This is a genomic window from Rhodococcus sp. ACPA4 (assembly GCF_002300185.1).
Lineage (GTDB): Bacteria > Actinomycetota > Actinomycetes > Mycobacteriales > Mycobacteriaceae > Rhodococcus_F > Rhodococcus_F globerula.
This window is the reverse complement of the sequence record NZ_NSDY01000001.1, coordinates 2447495-2462825: the sequence shown is the minus strand read 5'-3', so window position 1 is coordinate 2462825 and position 15331 is coordinate 2447495. Positions and strand designations below refer to the sequence as shown.

9 protein-coding genes are annotated in these 15331 nt (G+C 62.1%); 7 read left to right on the top strand and 2 right to left on the bottom strand.

Going from position 1 to position 15331, the window contains the following annotated elements; all coding sequences use genetic code 11:
- Positions 1-99: 99 nt before the first annotated feature.
- The 3 genes from CJ178_RS11100 to CJ178_RS11090 are packed head-to-tail and all read left to right on the top strand — an operon-like array spanning position 100 to position 4900.
- Entirely contained in the window at positions 100-882 is a 783-nt protein-coding gene (locus tag CJ178_RS11100) for a hypothetical protein (protein WP_092801880.1), read from the top strand.
- The gene (locus CJ178_RS11095) at positions 851-3013 is read left to right on the top strand and encodes an Rv1355c family protein (protein WP_257013106.1); all 2163 of its coding nucleotides are present in this window, start codon (positions 851-853) and stop codon (positions 3011-3013) included. The genes CJ178_RS11100 and CJ178_RS11095 overlap by 32 nt, the downstream gene beginning before the upstream one ends.
- 30 nt (positions 3014-3043) lie before the next feature.
- Positions 3044-4900, top strand: coding sequence for a putative bifunctional diguanylate cyclase/phosphodiesterase (locus CJ178_RS11090; RefSeq protein WP_095886706.1), 1857 nt, complete (start codon positions 3044-3046; stop codon positions 4898-4900).
- Here the strand turns inward: CJ178_RS11090 and CJ178_RS11085 are convergent.
- Entirely contained in the window at positions 4889-5584 is a 696-nt protein-coding gene (locus CJ178_RS11085; protein WP_045070971.1) for a GAF domain-containing protein, read from the bottom strand. The genes CJ178_RS11090 and CJ178_RS11085 overlap by 12 nt on opposite strands.
- Positions 5585-5897: 313 nt before the next feature.
- On the opposite strand from CJ178_RS11085, the gene CJ178_RS11080 reads away from it, so the two are divergent.
- From CJ178_RS11080 to CJ178_RS11065, 4 genes are read left to right on the top strand one after another with little or no spacing between them, the layout of a single operon-like run.
- Positions 5898-7742: a non-ribosomal peptide synthetase gene (locus tag CJ178_RS11080; RefSeq protein WP_095886705.1), complete on the top strand. Its 1845-nt coding sequence runs from the start codon at positions 5898-5900 to the stop codon at positions 7740-7742.
- The gene (locus CJ178_RS11075; protein WP_045070969.1) at positions 7742-8965 is read left to right on the top strand and encodes a cytochrome P450; all 1224 of its coding nucleotides are present in this window, start codon (positions 7742-7744) and stop codon (positions 8963-8965) included. Before CJ178_RS11080 ends, CJ178_RS11075 begins: the two co-directional genes overlap by 1 nt.
- Positions 8962-13092 (top strand): non-ribosomal peptide synthetase, encoded by a 4131-nt coding sequence (locus CJ178_RS11070; RefSeq protein ID WP_095886704.1) that lies wholly within the window; start codon positions 8962-8964, stop codon positions 13090-13092. Before CJ178_RS11075 ends, CJ178_RS11070 begins: the two co-directional genes overlap by 4 nt.
- 41 nt (positions 13093-13133) lie before the next feature.
- Positions 13134-14108: a glycoside hydrolase family 6 protein gene (locus CJ178_RS11065; protein ID WP_179300740.1), complete on the top strand. Its 975-nt coding sequence runs from the start codon at positions 13134-13136 to the stop codon at positions 14106-14108.
- Here CJ178_RS11065 and CJ178_RS11060 read toward each other — a convergent pair.
- Positions 14075-15331 carry a glycosyltransferase gene (locus CJ178_RS11060; protein ID WP_179300739.1) on the bottom strand — a complete coding sequence of 419 codons (1257 nt, stop codon included), beginning with the start codon at positions 15329-15331 and terminating at the stop codon, positions 14075-14077. The two genes, CJ178_RS11065 and CJ178_RS11060, sit on opposite strands and share 34 nt — an antisense overlap.

Here is a 15331-nt window from a genome sequence, read left to right as displayed (position 1 = left end):
GTCGACGCAGAGATTCGAGCATCGGTGCCGATTTCTTGCGACAATAAGATTCTCTCCTCGCGCTTCGACTACGCACCTTCTGGTGTGGACGGGACTGTCATGACTCGAGCGGCGAGCACAACCTCTGTTACTGCGGTACGCACGACTACAGCACCCACGACTACGGCATCGGAATGTGGCTATTTCGACGCTACGTCCCGGTGCTGGTTCCTTGTTGCAACACCAGCGTCGCATCCGCGATTATGGCGCGAATATCTGGACGGTGCGCGGGAGAACTATCGACATCACGGAGTCGAGAGTGTCGTCGAATACGACGACATAGTGGACGGGCTCTCGACAACGCTGTTCTTCGTGGCTCTCGACGACGTGGGACGTGTTGTCGGCGGCGTGCGCGTGCAGGGGCCGTACATGTGTGCGGACCAGGCTCACGCTGTCCAGGAATGGACCGACCACCCTGGTATCGCACAGGTTTACGCCATGATCGACGGGCGTATCCCAAGTGGTGTGATCGAACTCAAGACTGCCTGGTGCGGGGCGCAAGCGGAGAGACGTGGTGAGCTGACGTCGGCATTGTCGCGCATCGCACCGCATGCGCTGTCGTTGCTCGGAGTCAGGTTCGCATTCGCGACGGCCGCGGGGTACGTACTCGACCGTTGGGCTACCTGTGGCGGCGTCATGGAGGATTCCATTCCCGGGGTTCCGTATCCGGACGAGCGGTATCTGACTCGCATGATGTGGTGGGACAAGCACACCTACGTGGACAAGACGCACCATACTCAGTTGCCGGCACTCCTGGCGGAGGCAGCCCAACTCGAGGGGGCGCGAGTGCCGTCTGACAGCTTCGCGGAAGATGGACTCGGCGATGGTGTCGGCCGGGAATGAGGCGCTCTGGCGAGCGAGAGTGTTCGACGAGCGAGTCGCCGCCGACGTTGCCTCGTTGGAAGAGGTGAGGCGACAACCGGATACGTTGACACTCGACCATCGGGCTCGGTTCCGCGACGAGTTGTCGGGACTTCGCGACCTTCCTGATCGCCGGGTTGTCGACGAACCTTGTCGATGGGTGTACTACCCGTGGCGGCGCGAGCTGGTGGGAATTCTTGGTCCGCAATCATTTTCACTTCTCCGGTTGGACCGGAACCGGAACAAGATCACCCGTGACGAACAGGCGCGACTGAGACGGTTGCGTGTAGGAATCGTCGGGTTGAGTGTCGGGAATGTCATCGCGCAGGCTCTGGCGCTCGAAGGGTTGTGCGGCGAGCTGAGATTGGCAGATTTCGACAGTATCGACCTCTCGAACCTGAACCGAATCCCGGTGGGAATCACTGACGTGGGTGTCAACAAGGCGGTGGTCGCAGCGCGGCGTGTTGCCGAACTCGACCCGTATCTTGCTGTGTCGGTGTTTACGGCCGGGGTGACGGACGCGAGCGTCGAGAAGATTGTCGACGGTCTGGATCTGGTTGTCGAGGAATGTGATTCGCTCGACGCGAAGATGTCGATACGACGGGTGGCGCGTGGTCGTGGAATCCCGGTGATCATGGAGACAACCGATCGTGGGCTGCTGGACGTCGAGCGTTTTGATCTCGAGCCGCAGCGGCCGTTGTTTCACGGGCTTCTCGGGAATGTCGACACAGCAACCTTGGCTGGACTAACGGCCCAGGAGAAGATCCCCCATGCGTTGGCGCTCCTGTCGGCTGCAGAACTGTCGGCGAAAATGGCTGCGTCACTGGTCGAAGTCGGGTCGACACTGTCGACGTGGCCGCAGCTCGGAAGTGAATGCTTCGCGGGGGCATCCGCTGTGGCGACGGCGGTGCGCCGGTTCGGCTTGGGGGAGTCGCTGCCGTCCGGCCGGATCCGGATCGACTCGGGTGCCCGACTGAATTGCCTGCATGATCCGCTGGTCGACGAGGATGGCTTTTCGCAGAGCAATGTTCCTGAAACGAGTGTGGTGGCTGGCGCGGCACCGACAATGCCGGCCGACGGCGTCGAGGCTGTTCTCGAGGCGATCAGGTGGGCGCCCTCGGGCGGAAATGCCCAACCCTGGGCCGTCCAGGTCGATGGGCCGCTGATCCACGTTCATGCGGATCGTGATCGAACGTCGTTGATGGATGTTGAGGGCCGCGCAACCCATGTGGCGATCGGTGCTGCCGTCTACAACGCGAAGGTCGCAGCAGCGGCACACGGAATTCTTGGTGACACAGTTCTTCTTCCCGATCCGGATTCGGTAGATTTGGTGGCAAGCGTCAAGCTGGGAGAAGCGACGAATCAGCTTCTGGCGCAGCACTACCCGGCGATGATGGAGCGAAGTACCAATCGAGGGGTAGGTGTGCAAGCATCGATCGGCCGTGAGCTCGAGGATGCTCTGCGGGGCGCCGCGCGCGATGAAGGTGGTCACCTTCATCTGTACACGGACCCGCGTGATCTTGGTGCGTTCGGGGACGTCGTGGGTGCCGCTGACCGTATCCGATACCTGACGCCGATGCTGCACGAGCAGATGATCGGCGAATTGCGTTGGCCGGGATCGGAAACAGCGAATACAGGGATCGATATCCGCACACTGGGGCTCGCCGACAGCGAGGTGGCATTCCTCGACGTCGTCAGGCGTAGTGACGTGGTGACCCGGCTGGCGCGATGGGGCGCGGGAGAAGTATTGGGGATCAGTGCTCGTGACCGCATCACGTCGAGTTCGGCATTTGGTGTGGTGACTGTGGACGGTTCCTGTCTCGACGACTATGTTCGCGGCGGTTCGGCTGCCGAAGCGGTGTGGGTGTGCGCACAGGAGCACGGATTGGGTGTGCAACCCATGTCACCAGTGTTCCTGTACGCCCGCGACGGTGACGACTGCGCGCGATTGTCCGACCCGTTTGCCAGCGAACTCGATGCATTGCGCCTGCACATGCGAGTGCTACTCGATCTCGGTAGCGAGGAGTCCATTGCCTTGGTGCTGCGCCTGAGTCATTGTCCACCGGAAACAGTGCGCAGTGCGCGACTGCCCGCGAACAGTATTCGACGCTGAGGCACCGTAGAGAAAGTTGCAGGAGAAATCATGGACGGACGTAGCCTCGAACAGTTGGTGACCGACGTTGCCGGTCGACTGATGCCGGCCGATTCGACGACGTCGGTCGCAGCGGCCACTGAGGTCCTTCGCGACCTGGTCGAGTACTTCGGCGTCGACGTCAGCTTCCTGCGGCGCAACGATCACACGATCGGCGCGACGGTGCTGGTGGCGGAATGGCCGCAGCGCCAGGATGTTCCCGACCCCGATCCATTGGGAGTGGTGTATTTCCGGGACGCGGACCCGGTTTTTGCGGCCGCCGAGAATGCGCGCGAAGCAGTGATCATCCGTCCCGAACCGAGCGGGTATCAAGACAGGATCCGAAGCGGCGCAGGTGTCGTCGAGACGTCGATGGCCGCCGTGCCCTTGCTGTCCGGTCCCGTCACCACGGGGGTCCTGGGATTCATCAAGTTCGGCGACCGGGAGTGGTCACCTCGAGAAATCAATGCACTCAACGCTATTGCCACTCTGTTTGCCCAATTGCAGGCGAGGGTGGCTGCGGAGGGGCGTCTGCGCTACCTGGCGGATCACGACGAGCTGACCGGACTGTCCAATCGGAGGATGCTTCTCGGTGAACTCGAACGACGTCTGCAGCCGGGGGAGTCCGGGCCCGTTGCCCTTCTGTTCCTGGACGTCGACCGACTGAAGGTGGTCAACGATCTACTGGGACACAATGCCGGCGATGCGTTCATTCACGAACTCGGAAACCGCCTCGAAGGCAGATTTCCGGATGACGTCGTGGTCCGGCTCGGCGGTGACGAGTTTGTCATTGTCATGTCGGAACCGATGGACGCGAATGAGGCCGAAGTGGTTGCGCGCGAAGCACAGTTGGTTGCGTCCACGCCGATCTCGCTGGGGACCGAAGAGGTGGGCAGAAGCGTGAGTATCGGTATCGCGGTGGCAAAACCGGGAGAGTGCAGCGTGGGCGAATTGCTCCGGTGCGCCGACGAGGCCGTGCTTACCGCAAAATCCGACGGAGGAAATGCGGTAGTGGTGTGCAGCGACGAGATGCGGGCAGCCAACGACGATCATGCGGAGATGGAGATGCACCTGCGCGCGGCAATTCGCGACGGCCAGTTGGAGGTGTACTACCAACCTGTTGTCGACCTGGAATCGGGTGCGATATCGGGTGTCGAAGCGCTGGTGCGGTGGAACCACCCGGTACGCGGTGTGCTTCAACCGGATTCGTTCATCGACATCGCCGAGGCTGCCAACCTGTCAGGGGAACTCGGCCGGCAGGTTCTCCGCGAAGCCTGCCGCCAACTTGCGCAGTGGAATGCGATGATTTCAGGGATACCACTGTTCATGTGCGTGAATGTATCACCGGCGCAGTTGATTACCAGTGACTTTGTGGATTCCGTTGCAATCGAGTTGGAAACGTACGGACTCTTGGGTAGCAGCTTGTGTATTGAAATCACGGAGCGGGCGGTGATGCACGATCTGGCTCACGTGTTGGTGACATTGCGTGGACTGGAGGAACTCGGCGTTCGCATCGCTCTCGATGATTTCGGAACCGGGTACAGTTCTTTGGCTCAGTTGAAGGTGTTGCCGGTCGACACGGTCAAGATCGATCGGGGATTCGTTCATGAACTGGGAATCGATCACGATGATCTGGCGATAGTCCACTCGATCGTCGGACTTGCAGATTCCTTCGGACTGGACGTGGTCGCCGAAGGTGTCGACTCCGGTCGGGCAGCACAAATTCTGCTCGATCTCGGATGCCGATATGCGCAAGGATTTCTCTTCAGCCCACCCGTGAAATCCGAGCGTATCGCTGCGATGCTGCGGGCTGGGCGCAGGTCGTTGCCGCCCCTACGAGTTACAACTCTGACGCCTTCACACCCGTAGTCCGACATCGACTATTGCGCGTGCGACGGCTGATACCGAAGCGTTGCACAACTGTGCGTGAGCTTGGATCAGCGCGTACGCCTCGTCGATTCCGGTGCGCCGCGCATCGGCAGTGATGCCTTTGGCTTGTTCGAGAATGATGCGCACTTTCAACGATTCCTGTAGCTGAGAACGAATCTGCTGCAGTTGATGGCGTTTCGACGCGTTGACGCAGTACCCCGTTGCCATGTTCGCCACCAGGTACGTGAAGACGATGTCGTCGGCGGACCACGGTCGTGGCTCGTGCGCGTACAGACTTACAACGCCGATCGTTTCGCCGTTGATCGACATCGGGACACTCGCAGTAGCTGCGATGTTCAACCGTCTGGCGTTCTCGGCAAATTCAGGCCAGAGATCGTGCCGTTGACGGATATCGGTGACAGCGATCCTCTCGCCCTTCTCGTATGCCGTCCGTCCGGGGCCGGATTGAAGTCCTTCCTGGCATCGTTCGATATCGGCAGCGGAATCGGCAATCGACGTGATGCATCTCAGTTCGCCCCCACTGACCAGGCTGATGCTGCCACCCGACACCCCGAGGACGTCGACGCTGTTTTCCAGCAACTCCGTCATCACGTCGTCCACCACATAGACGGTCGGCAGCAGCTGCACAAAATGTGCAAGAAGATCGGCGAATTCGAGATTCATCGTGGCTACCTACTCGTCAGCGCAGCGAGGACGAGCTGCCGGGAATCAGGGGTAGCTCTGGAGAGGGCCTGCAGCGCTGCCGGGTGTGGAAGGGCAGACTGCCGCCTAGTCGAAAGCTACACCGATCCGGGCCGGTGTGCCATGGAAAGACATCTAGCCATCGACCCGGCAGTGACATCTAGCCATCGACCCGGCAGTGGAGTAACTTTCAATTCAGAGCCGTTCCACCCCTGATTCCTGGTGGCGCGGTGCGTGGAGCTACCCCTGATTCCTGGTGGCTCGTCCGATCTGATGGACGAGTAGGCAGGCCCTCATGAATCACATTCAGCGTCACCTTCACTCTCATTTACCTGACGATTCCGTCGTGCGGCAGATCGCGCGAGTTGTGGAATCCGCGCCCCGCAGCGTCGCCGTTGCCTCAGTGGAAGAAGAGCTCGACTACGGCCAACTACATTCTCGCGCAAGCGCACTCGCCCAAGCGCTTAGATCTGCCGGGGTGGTTCCTGGTGATCTTGTGGCTCTCTGTGTGCCGCGTTCGACGGACTGTGTCGTCGGTGCGTTGGGGATCCTCTCGGCGGGTGCCGGGTACGTAGCACTCGATCCGCGGCAGCCCGATGCGCGACTTCGGTTTGCCGTCCAGGATAGTTCTGCTCGCGCGTTAGTTGCTTTTCCGGACGTTGCTGCCAGGCTCGATTGGGTCGACCCGATCGTTCCGCCGCGCACTGGGTGCGCACCGGTCGACGGCGAGGCTGTCATTGCCGAGACCTTCAGCACCCGACCGACAGATGCCGCTTACGTCGTCTACACGTCGGGTTCGACCGGTGAGCCGAAAGGCGTTGTCGCCGAGCACGGCGGATTGCTCAACCTGATCGACTGGCACCAACGATCATTCGAGCTGACCTCGAATGATCGATGCACGTTGATCGCGAGTCCGGGTTTCGACGCAGCAGTGTGGGAACTGTGGCCGGCTTTGACGGCGGGCGCGTCGTTGCACGTAGTTCCATCGGGATTGGAAAACGATCCGGTGCGGTTGCGTGATTGGCTGGTCTCCGAACGCGTGAGCGTGTGCTTTGTGCCCACCCCCCTCGCAGAATCGTTGATTGCCATGACCTGGCCGGAAAATACCGCCCTGCGGATTCTGTTGACAGGAGGCGACGTGTTGTACCACCGTCCGCCGCCTGGCTTGCCGTTCACTCTCGTCAACAATTACGGACTGTCCGAGGCGAGTGTCGTCTCCGTGTCGGGGGTTGTCGATCCGCTCGCCGGTGACACCCCAGCAGACGCGTTGCCCGCACTCGGTCGCGCGATCGACGGTGTCGACCTCGAGGTAGTCGGTGAGGACGGTTCCCCGGTCCGTGCCGGTGAGGTCGGAGAATTGGTGATACGGGGTGTATCGGTAGCCCGCGGATATCTCGGTCTGCCGGAGTTGACCGCGCAGAAGTTCTCACAGCACGGCGACGACCCCGCACAACGCGAGTACCGGACCGGTGATCTGGTTCGGCTCAACAGATTCGGCGATGTCGAGTTCTCCAGCCGACGCGACGATCAGGTGCAGATCCGAGGTAACCGGGTCGAAGTCGGTGAGATCGCCGGGGTACTCGATCGACACCCGGCGGTGCAGGCCAGCGTGGTGATCGTTCGCGGGGATCGGCAGAATCCATCTCTGGCTGCGTTTGTCGTTCGGGATGACAAGACGGCGGACATATCGGGGCTGCAGACGTATCTCTCGGCCCACCTTCCCGATCACATGTTGCCTCGTTCCATCATCGAACTTGACGAGTTCCCCACCACCGCACACGGAAAAATTGATCGCGCGGCGTTGGAGCGCGCGGCGCACTCGACCATCAGTGTCGACCGAGGCTCCTTGATCGCGCCTCGAAACGAGGTCGAGGCAGCGCTCGCCGAGATCGTCGCCATACGACTGGATCTGCCGGCGGTGGGGATCGACGAAAACTTCTTCGTTCTCGGCGGCCATTCGATGTTGGGCGCTCAGTTGATCATTCGGATAGCGGAGATGTACGGCGTCGAAATGACGTTGCTCGAGCTTTTCGACAATCCCACGGTTCGTGACATGGCCGCCAAGGTGGAACAACTGGTCGTGGAGCAGATATCCGGCATGAGCGATCAGGAGCTTCTCGACGCAGGACGGAGTGAATGATGACCACGGCACCGACCAAGGCTCCCAGTCTGATTCGACTACTCGACCCCGAAGTGCTGGCAGATCCCTACCAGCTCTATCAATCCTTGCGCGACGAGGCGCCGGTGATGTGGGATCCGTACCTACACGCGTGGGTGGTGACTCGTTACGCGGATGTCGCCGACGTACTCACCCGGTTCAAGGCTGATCGCACGCCCACCCCGGCAAAGTTGGCTGAGTTGGGGATGGAGCAATTGGCTCCGGTGGCGCAAGTGATGGTGCGTCAGATGCTGTTCCTCGATCCACCACAACACGGCCGGGTTCGCGGATTGGCGGCTGCGGCTTTCACACCGCGCCGCATTGCGGCCCTGCGCGGTCACATCCAGGAGATCACCGATTCGCTGATCGACGCGGTCATCGACGACGGGGGCATGGAGGTGATGGACACCCTGGCCAACCCGCTGCCCGCTATCGTGACGGCGGAGATGTTGGGAGTGCCCACCGAAGACCATGAACTGCTGAAGAACTGGTCAAGTGACTTTGCCGAGATGCTCGGCAATTTCCAGCACAATCCCGGCCGCGTTGCCGGTGTCCTGCGCAGCGTGGAGCAGATGACGGAATATTTCCAGGCTGCGGTGCGGAATGAGGCCACGCACCCCACCGACGGTTTGATCGGTGCGCTGTGCGCCGCGGAGATCGACGGAGACAGTCTCAGCGAAGACGAGATAGTGGCCAACGTCGTGGTGACCATGGTCGGTGGGCAGGAGACAACCACCAATCTGATCGGCAACGGCTTGCTCACGTTGCTCCGCCACCGCGATCAGTTCGAGGAATTGATCGACGATCCCTCGGGTCTGAGCGCAGCCATCGAGGAACTGCTGCGTTTCGAGAGCCCGAGCCAACACACGGCACGGATTGCTCCGGACGCGGTGGAGATTGCCGGACAACCGATTCCGGCAGGCCAAGCGGTGATCGCCGTGATGGGGTCCGCGAATCGGGACCCCTCGAAGTTCACCGATCCTGGTCGGCTCGACTTGCATCGCGCACCCAACCGTCACCTCGCATTCGGTTGGGCGGGGCACTTCTGCTTCGGTGCGCCGTTGGCCCGGATGGAGGCGCAGGCGGCATTCGGGACGGTGCTGGCCCGGTTGCCAGGACTGGAACTGGAACCGGGACCGATCCGGTGGCGCCCCAATTTGGGATTACGTGGCCTTGCGTCGCTGAACGTGCGGTGGTCGTTATGACCACCCTCGACAACGAGCGCCGGATCGCGGCGCGGAAAGCACTGCTCGAGAATCGATTGCGGGGAGCACAAGCGAACGGCGCATCACCTTCCGTGCCGCGCAGACGGGGGAGTGAGACCGGTGTGCACTACGCGCCGCTGTCGGCCGCACAGTTGCAACTGTGGTACCTCAATCGGTTGGCGCCGAAAGCGCTTGCGTACAACGAACTTGCCATTGTGACCAAGGACGGGGCTTTCGACGTCGAAGCCCTCAGCTGGGCCTTCAACGAATTCATCCGCAGGCATGAAGCGTGGCGCACCACGTTTGCGATGGTGGGAGACGAGCCGCGGCAGGTGATCCATCCGCCGGCGGTGACGGAGCTGCCAGTCTTGGATGTGAGCCACCTACCGTTCGACGAAGCGGTCGGCGTGGCAACAGACCTTGCCGTCGAGCAGACACGTCAGCCGTACGACACGAGCGCGGGTCCACTGATCCGGCCGCAGTTGGTGCGTGTGTCCGACTCATGTCATCGGTTGTACCTCGGACTGCATCACTTGATCTTCGACGGCGTCACGCTGTACCGGATATTTCTTCCGGAGCTGGTGTCGTTGTACAACTCTCGGATCGCAGGCACTTTGCCTGCGCTTCGTGAGTCGCCCGTTCAACACGGCGACTACTCCTCCTGGGAGCGGAAGTGGGTGGAGGGCGATGAGGTGGCGAACAGGATCGAATGCTACCGACGGCACTTCGAGGGGGCGCCGGCCTTGGACCTTTCGCTCGACCGGCCGCGTCCGCCGCGTCAACGGTTTGTCGGGTCTGTTGAGCCGGTTTCGGTTGACGCCGACACGGTGGCGAGATTGCGTTCCTCGGCGGGCCTGCAAGGGGCAACGCTATTCCATGCCTTGGCCGCGGTGTACGGGTACTGGCTCCAGTGTTACACGGGCAGTAGCGATGTCACGTTCGCAACACCGACAGACCTCCGTCAAAGGTCCGAACTCGAGTCAATGGTGGGGTACTGCCTCACTCCGACCGTGTTGCGCGCGCGGCTCAGCGCGCACTGGACATTTGCCGAGGCCGTCGCCGCCATGCGCACCGAAGTACTGGATGCGCTCGGGCGTGTGGTGCCCTTCGAACGGTTGGTCCGGGGACTGGACGTGCCGCGAGATCCGCGTATGAACCCGCTCTTCCAGTCGGTCCTGGTTCTCGAACCCCCGGCGGTTCCCGTCGACGACGAGTGGTCGATGCAGCTGATGGAGAACGCCGTCGGCTCCGGAGTTGGGCAGGTGAAGTTCGATCTGAGCCTCGAGTTGGACGAGCGCGACGACGGCCGGTTGGTGGGCAGAATCAGCTACAACACAGACCTTTTCGATTCAGGAACGGTCGCGTTGATGGGGCGTCATCTGCACCTGTTGCTGCGGCGGTGTGCGGAAAACCCCACCGCCGTCCTGAGCGAGCTGTCACTCGCGGATCCCGAAGACGTGACTCGGCAGCTGAATCTCAATCCTGCCCCTGCCCCTGCCTCTGCCGAGTCGGGACTGATCGGACAAAGCCCTCCGCGAACGATCCACGAGGCAATCGTGAATCGGGCGATCACGTCGCCGAATGCACCAGCGGTGACGGTGGGTGCGATCTGCTTGACCTACGGCGAGCTGGTGAACCGGGCCCGTTCGATTGCCGGACGTCTTACCCGCGTGGGTATCGGTCCGGGAACTGTTGTGGCGGTGTTGATGCCACGCACGATTGATCTCGTGCCGGCGATTCTGGCCGCCTTGATGGTGGGCGCTGCCTATCTGCCGATCGAGCCTAGGCAACCGGTGCGGCGGGCCCGGTTCATGCTCGAGGACGCGCATGCGTCGGTAGTGCTGACTGCCGAATCCTTGGCGGAGGAATTGACGTGGGTCGACTGCCCAGTGGTGACGGTGGACGGCCAGGAGCCCTCTGATCCAAGCACAGAACGGTTGGTCGACGCTCGGTACACGGGGGCAGTTCGGCCTGACGATTTGGCCTACATCATCTACACGTCGGGTTCGACCGGGACGCCCAAAGGTGTTCAGGTGGAACACCGCAATGTGCTGGATCTGATGTCGGCGTTGCCGGTGGCGCTGGGTCTCGATTCCGGCGACGTTGTGCTTTCGGTGGCCTCATACACGTTCGACATGTCGGTTGGCGACTACTTCGTGACTCTCGGGATCGGGGCCGGTCTTGTGGTCGCTACCACCGAGGAGATGCACGACCCGCGTCGGCTTGCGCACGTGATCGAGCAGTGCGGCGCCACGCGGATGAGCGCAACCCCCACCAGTTGGGCAGCGCTGATCGAATCGGGCTGGGCAGGAAGCCCCGGGTTGATCGCGGGTGCGGTTGGTGAACCGCTACCGCAGTCGGTGGCAATGTCGCTGTCCGGTCTCTGCGCCGGGGTGTGGAACGGGTGGGGCCCAACCGAGACGACAGTGTTTGCCGGCGGCGGATCGGTCTCCCCGGATGAACCGGTGACAGTGGGCCGACCGATGCCGGGAACACGTCTGTACGTCACGGATTCGAGTGGGCGGATCCTTCCGATGGGTGTGCCGGGAGAGATTGTGATCGGCGGACCAGGGGTGTCGAGAGGCTATCTCCACCGCACGGGTGAGACGGCGCAACGGTTCGTACCGGATCCGTGTGTGCCCGGAGAGCGCGCCTACCGCAGCGGTGATCGCGGGCGGTACATCGCCGACGGACGGCTGCGGCACCTCGGGAGACTTGATGGTCAGGTCAAGATCCGCGGGTTCAGGATCGAACTGGGCGAGATCGAGGCGACGCTGAGAGAACATCCGGGCGTGGCAACGGTGTCCGTCGACGTCGGCACCGACCACCGCGGACAACCGCAGTTGCTTGCCTACATCGTCCCGGACGAGAATTACTCCCGGCAGAACCAACCGGATGACGACGCGAATCTGCGCGCGTGGACACGGCAACGACTGCCGGAGTACATGGTGCCGGCCGTGATCGTTCGAGTGCCGGCACTTCCCACCTCGGTAAGTGGGAAACTCGATCGCCGGGCCCTGCGCGACCTGGCCGCACGGGTGCAGCGCGAAGGCGCAGACGAACATCGCAGCGCGGCAATCGCTTCCGAGAGGTCTTCTGCACGGGTGTTCACGCCGACGGAGCAGAGGGTTGCCTCTCTGTGGTCGATGCTGCTCGCCACCGAGGTGTCGGATTTGGATCGGAACTTCTTCGATCTCGGCGGGCATTCGATTCTGGCCGCGAATCTTGTTGCGCAGATCGAATATCGGATGGGTGCGCAGGTGTCGCTGGTCGATTTCCTCGACAAGGGAACTACCGTTGCTGGGCTTGCGCGCCTCGTGGACGGTGCGTCGTCGCCGGCCGAATCCCACGCGCCGGCCGTGACGGATCGGCCGCCCGCCTTCTTCGTGTTTCCCGATCTCCCGAGCGCGATGAGTCTGCGGCATCTGCGGACGCTGTGGGGCGACGAGCAGAGTGTGTATCCGCTGCTGCCGCTTGCCGCGTCGATGCGCCCGGAACGCTCGGATACCGTCGAGCAGCTCGTGGAGCCCATGATGTCGGCGATGCGGGCCGTTCAACCGGAAGGGCCATATGCATTGGCCGGCTTCTCGTTCGGCGGGCTTGTGGCGTACGAGCTAGCTCGGCAGTTGGATCGCGATGGGCAGCAGGTCGCATGGCTGGGGATACTTGACACTCCGACGCCGGAAACCGCAGGGCGAGTGATGAAGCGATGGAAGTCGTCGTCGGGACGACTCGAGCGGCTGCGCCAGCCCGGCAGGATCAAGCTGGTGACCGAATATGCCCGCAACCTCAGATGGTCGGGCCGGGAGAAACTGATTGCCGCGGGAGTCATTCGGCGTTCGGCGACGGAGGATTTCGATCTCCGGGGTGTCTGGGACATCATGGCGCGCTACGAACAACGCGGGCACAGCGTGCCACTCGAACTATTTGTCACGTCGACGACGGCGGCGGAAGTGCGAACACCGATTCTGGGGTGGGATACCTTCCACGAAGGTCGGGTGCGCACGCACTTTCTGTGCGGAAGCCACGACTCGATTCTCGACAGCCCACAAATCGAAGAACTGGCAGCGATCATGCTGGCAGGTCTTCACGATGCTCTTCACGAGACAAGGGTGGACCTACCGTGATGTGGAATCGAATCGTCGCGTGTGCCTGCGCGGTTGTGCTCATGACAGGTTCGAGTTGTTGTGCGGCTGGGGCGCGAGACGACCTGGCTACTCTGCAGCAGGTCGCGTCCGGAGGTTTCTACGTCGACCCGAATTCGAGTGCTGCGCGCGCGATGGTCGACTACCCGGAAACCGCCTCGACCGTTGCCAGATTGGCCGACACACCGCAGGCATTCTGGCTCAGTGCAACATCTCCGCCGTCAGCGGTTGCCAACCAGGTGGGGCGCTACGTCGACGGCGCGGCGAGTGCGGGTGCTGTTCCGGTGTTGGTCACCTATGCGATTCCCCAGCGCGACTGCGGTTCCTTCTCTGCCGGCGGGTACAGCAACGGCGCGGACTACCGGACCTGGTCGGACAATGTCGCGGCCGGAATCGGTAACCGTGAAGCCGTCGTCATCGTAGAACCGGACGCGCTCACCGACCGATCGTGCCTGTCTTCGGAACAGGTCACGGAACGAATGGATCTACTTCGCTATTCGGTGAATGCTCTTTCTGCGGAACCGAATACGGCGGTGTACATCGACGGTGGTCATTCTCGATGGCTGGATGCACCCGAGCTGGCGAGTCGACTGGGATCGGCCGGCGTTGATCGAGCCAGGGGGTTCAGTCTCAATGTCGCCAACTTCTACACGACCGCGGAGCAGGAAGCATACGGCGAGTCCGTATCGGCGCTGACCGGCGGAAAGGGCTACGTTGTCGATACGTCACGCAACGGCGCCGGACCACCACCCGAAGGGCCGCTCAACTGGTGCAATCCGCCGGATCGCGCATTGGGGTATGCGCCGACAACACAAACCCAGGCAGCGCACGCGGACGCGTATTTGTGGGTCAAACATCCCGGCGAATCGGATGGCACGTGCAATCGCGGTGAGCCGCCGTCGAGTGTGTGGTGGAATGCGTATGCTGTTGCGATTGTGCAGAATTCGGGACGGCGCAGAAATATTCATACGGCACGCCGTGAAATTGCTCTAGCGTAGGCGCGTCGAACCTGCGGCAGGACTGTCGATTCGGTATAGGCGCGGGCCCTGGTCCTTCCACCGTCAGCCAAACGTGTGTGGAGGGCATGATCGTTGAGCAGCAGTTCCAGTGCCCGGGCGAGTTCGGCGGCATTGCCGGGAGGAACAAGCAGTCCGGATCGATTGTGGTCGATCACGTCCCGTAGCCCGCCGATGTCGGACGCGACAACCGGGGTTCCCGCACTCATCGCTTCGATGGCAACAAGTCCTTGTGGTTCCGCCCATCTCGAGGGGACGCAGACCACGCGAGCCCTTCGCATGGCAGCCATGACCTGTTGGTGTCCGGCGTTGGTGCGCACGATCACTCGGCGTTCGGAGTCGCCGGTCATCGACGGAGTATCGGGGCGTTGCATTCCGATCACGACCAGTGGAATCGGCGTGGGCATGAGCCGCTGCGCGTCCAGCAGTGTCGTGATTCCCTTGTGCGGGCCGATGGCACCGATGAAGAGGAGGTAGTCGGTGGACGGGAGGAAATCGGCTGTGCCATTCCCCAGCCCCTCGTCACCGCAGCCCTCGTCACCGACATCGTCGGGTACAAACGACGGTATTACGGCTACCCGATCCGGATTGACTCCCTCCAGACATGATTCCGCCACTGCTGTGCTGATCGGCAGAAAGAGCCCGACACGATCGAGTAGGTGTTGGCTCTCGGCCAGTCCGAGGACAAGTGGCACGGCTTTCGGTGCCCCGTAGAACTCGCTTGCGCACCGAAGGCACCGCGTGATTCCTGGACCCGGGCATACGGTGTCCAGCGCGTTTGCGGGTACCAGAGTTTTCTTGGCACAGTTCAGTCCGTAGTCGTGGAGAGTGACTACCAGTGCGGTTTGCCGAGGTAAGCGCAATCGCAGGCACGAGTGCAGGATCCATCCGTGGGCATGCACGACATCGGGTTGTAGCTGATCGACAAGGCGCTGGAGGTGCCTCGTCAGTGCGGGATCGGGTGCGGTGGGATGAAATTGGTGGGTGGGGTCGGAGGTGAACGGTCGCAGGAATCGCGTCCAGCCAGGTAGGTGGTGGACCATGACCAGGCCTTCGAGCGAATGCGAGGCTGTGCCGCCTCGGCTGAGTGTGGCGACTGTGACTTCGGTTCCGTCGCCGGCCAATCCGGTGGCCAGTGCATGCACGGCACGTTCGAGTCCACCGGCCGCCGGTGGGTAGCTGTCGGAGACCACGAGGACCTTCAC

Coding starts and splice junctions, on each gene's coding strand:
- CJ178_RS11095 (WP_257013106.1), top strand. CDS start 851: ATGGACTCGGCGATGGTGTCGGCCGGGAATGAGGCGCTCTGGCGAGCG.
- CJ178_RS11070 (WP_095886704.1), top strand. CDS start 8,962: ATGACCACCCTCGACAACGAGCGCCGGATCGCGGCGCGGAAAGCACTG.
- CJ178_RS11080 (WP_095886705.1), top strand. CDS start 5,898: ATGAATCACATTCAGCGTCACCTTCACTCTCATTTACCTGACGATTCC.
- CJ178_RS11085 (WP_045070971.1), bottom strand. CDS start 5,584: ATGAATCTCGAATTCGCCGATCTTCTTGCACATTTTGTGCAGCTGCTG.
- CJ178_RS11090 (WP_095886706.1), top strand. CDS start 3,044: ATGGACGGACGTAGCCTCGAACAGTTGGTGACCGACGTTGCCGGTCGA.
- CJ178_RS11065 (WP_179300740.1), top strand. CDS start 13,134: ATGACAGGTTCGAGTTGTTGTGCGGCTGGGGCGCGAGACGACCTGGCT.
- CJ178_RS11075 (WP_045070969.1), top strand. CDS start 7,742: ATGACCACGGCACCGACCAAGGCTCCCAGTCTGATTCGACTACTCGAC.
- CJ178_RS11100 (WP_092801880.1), top strand. CDS start 100: ATGACTCGAGCGGCGAGCACAACCTCTGTTACTGCGGTACGCACGACT.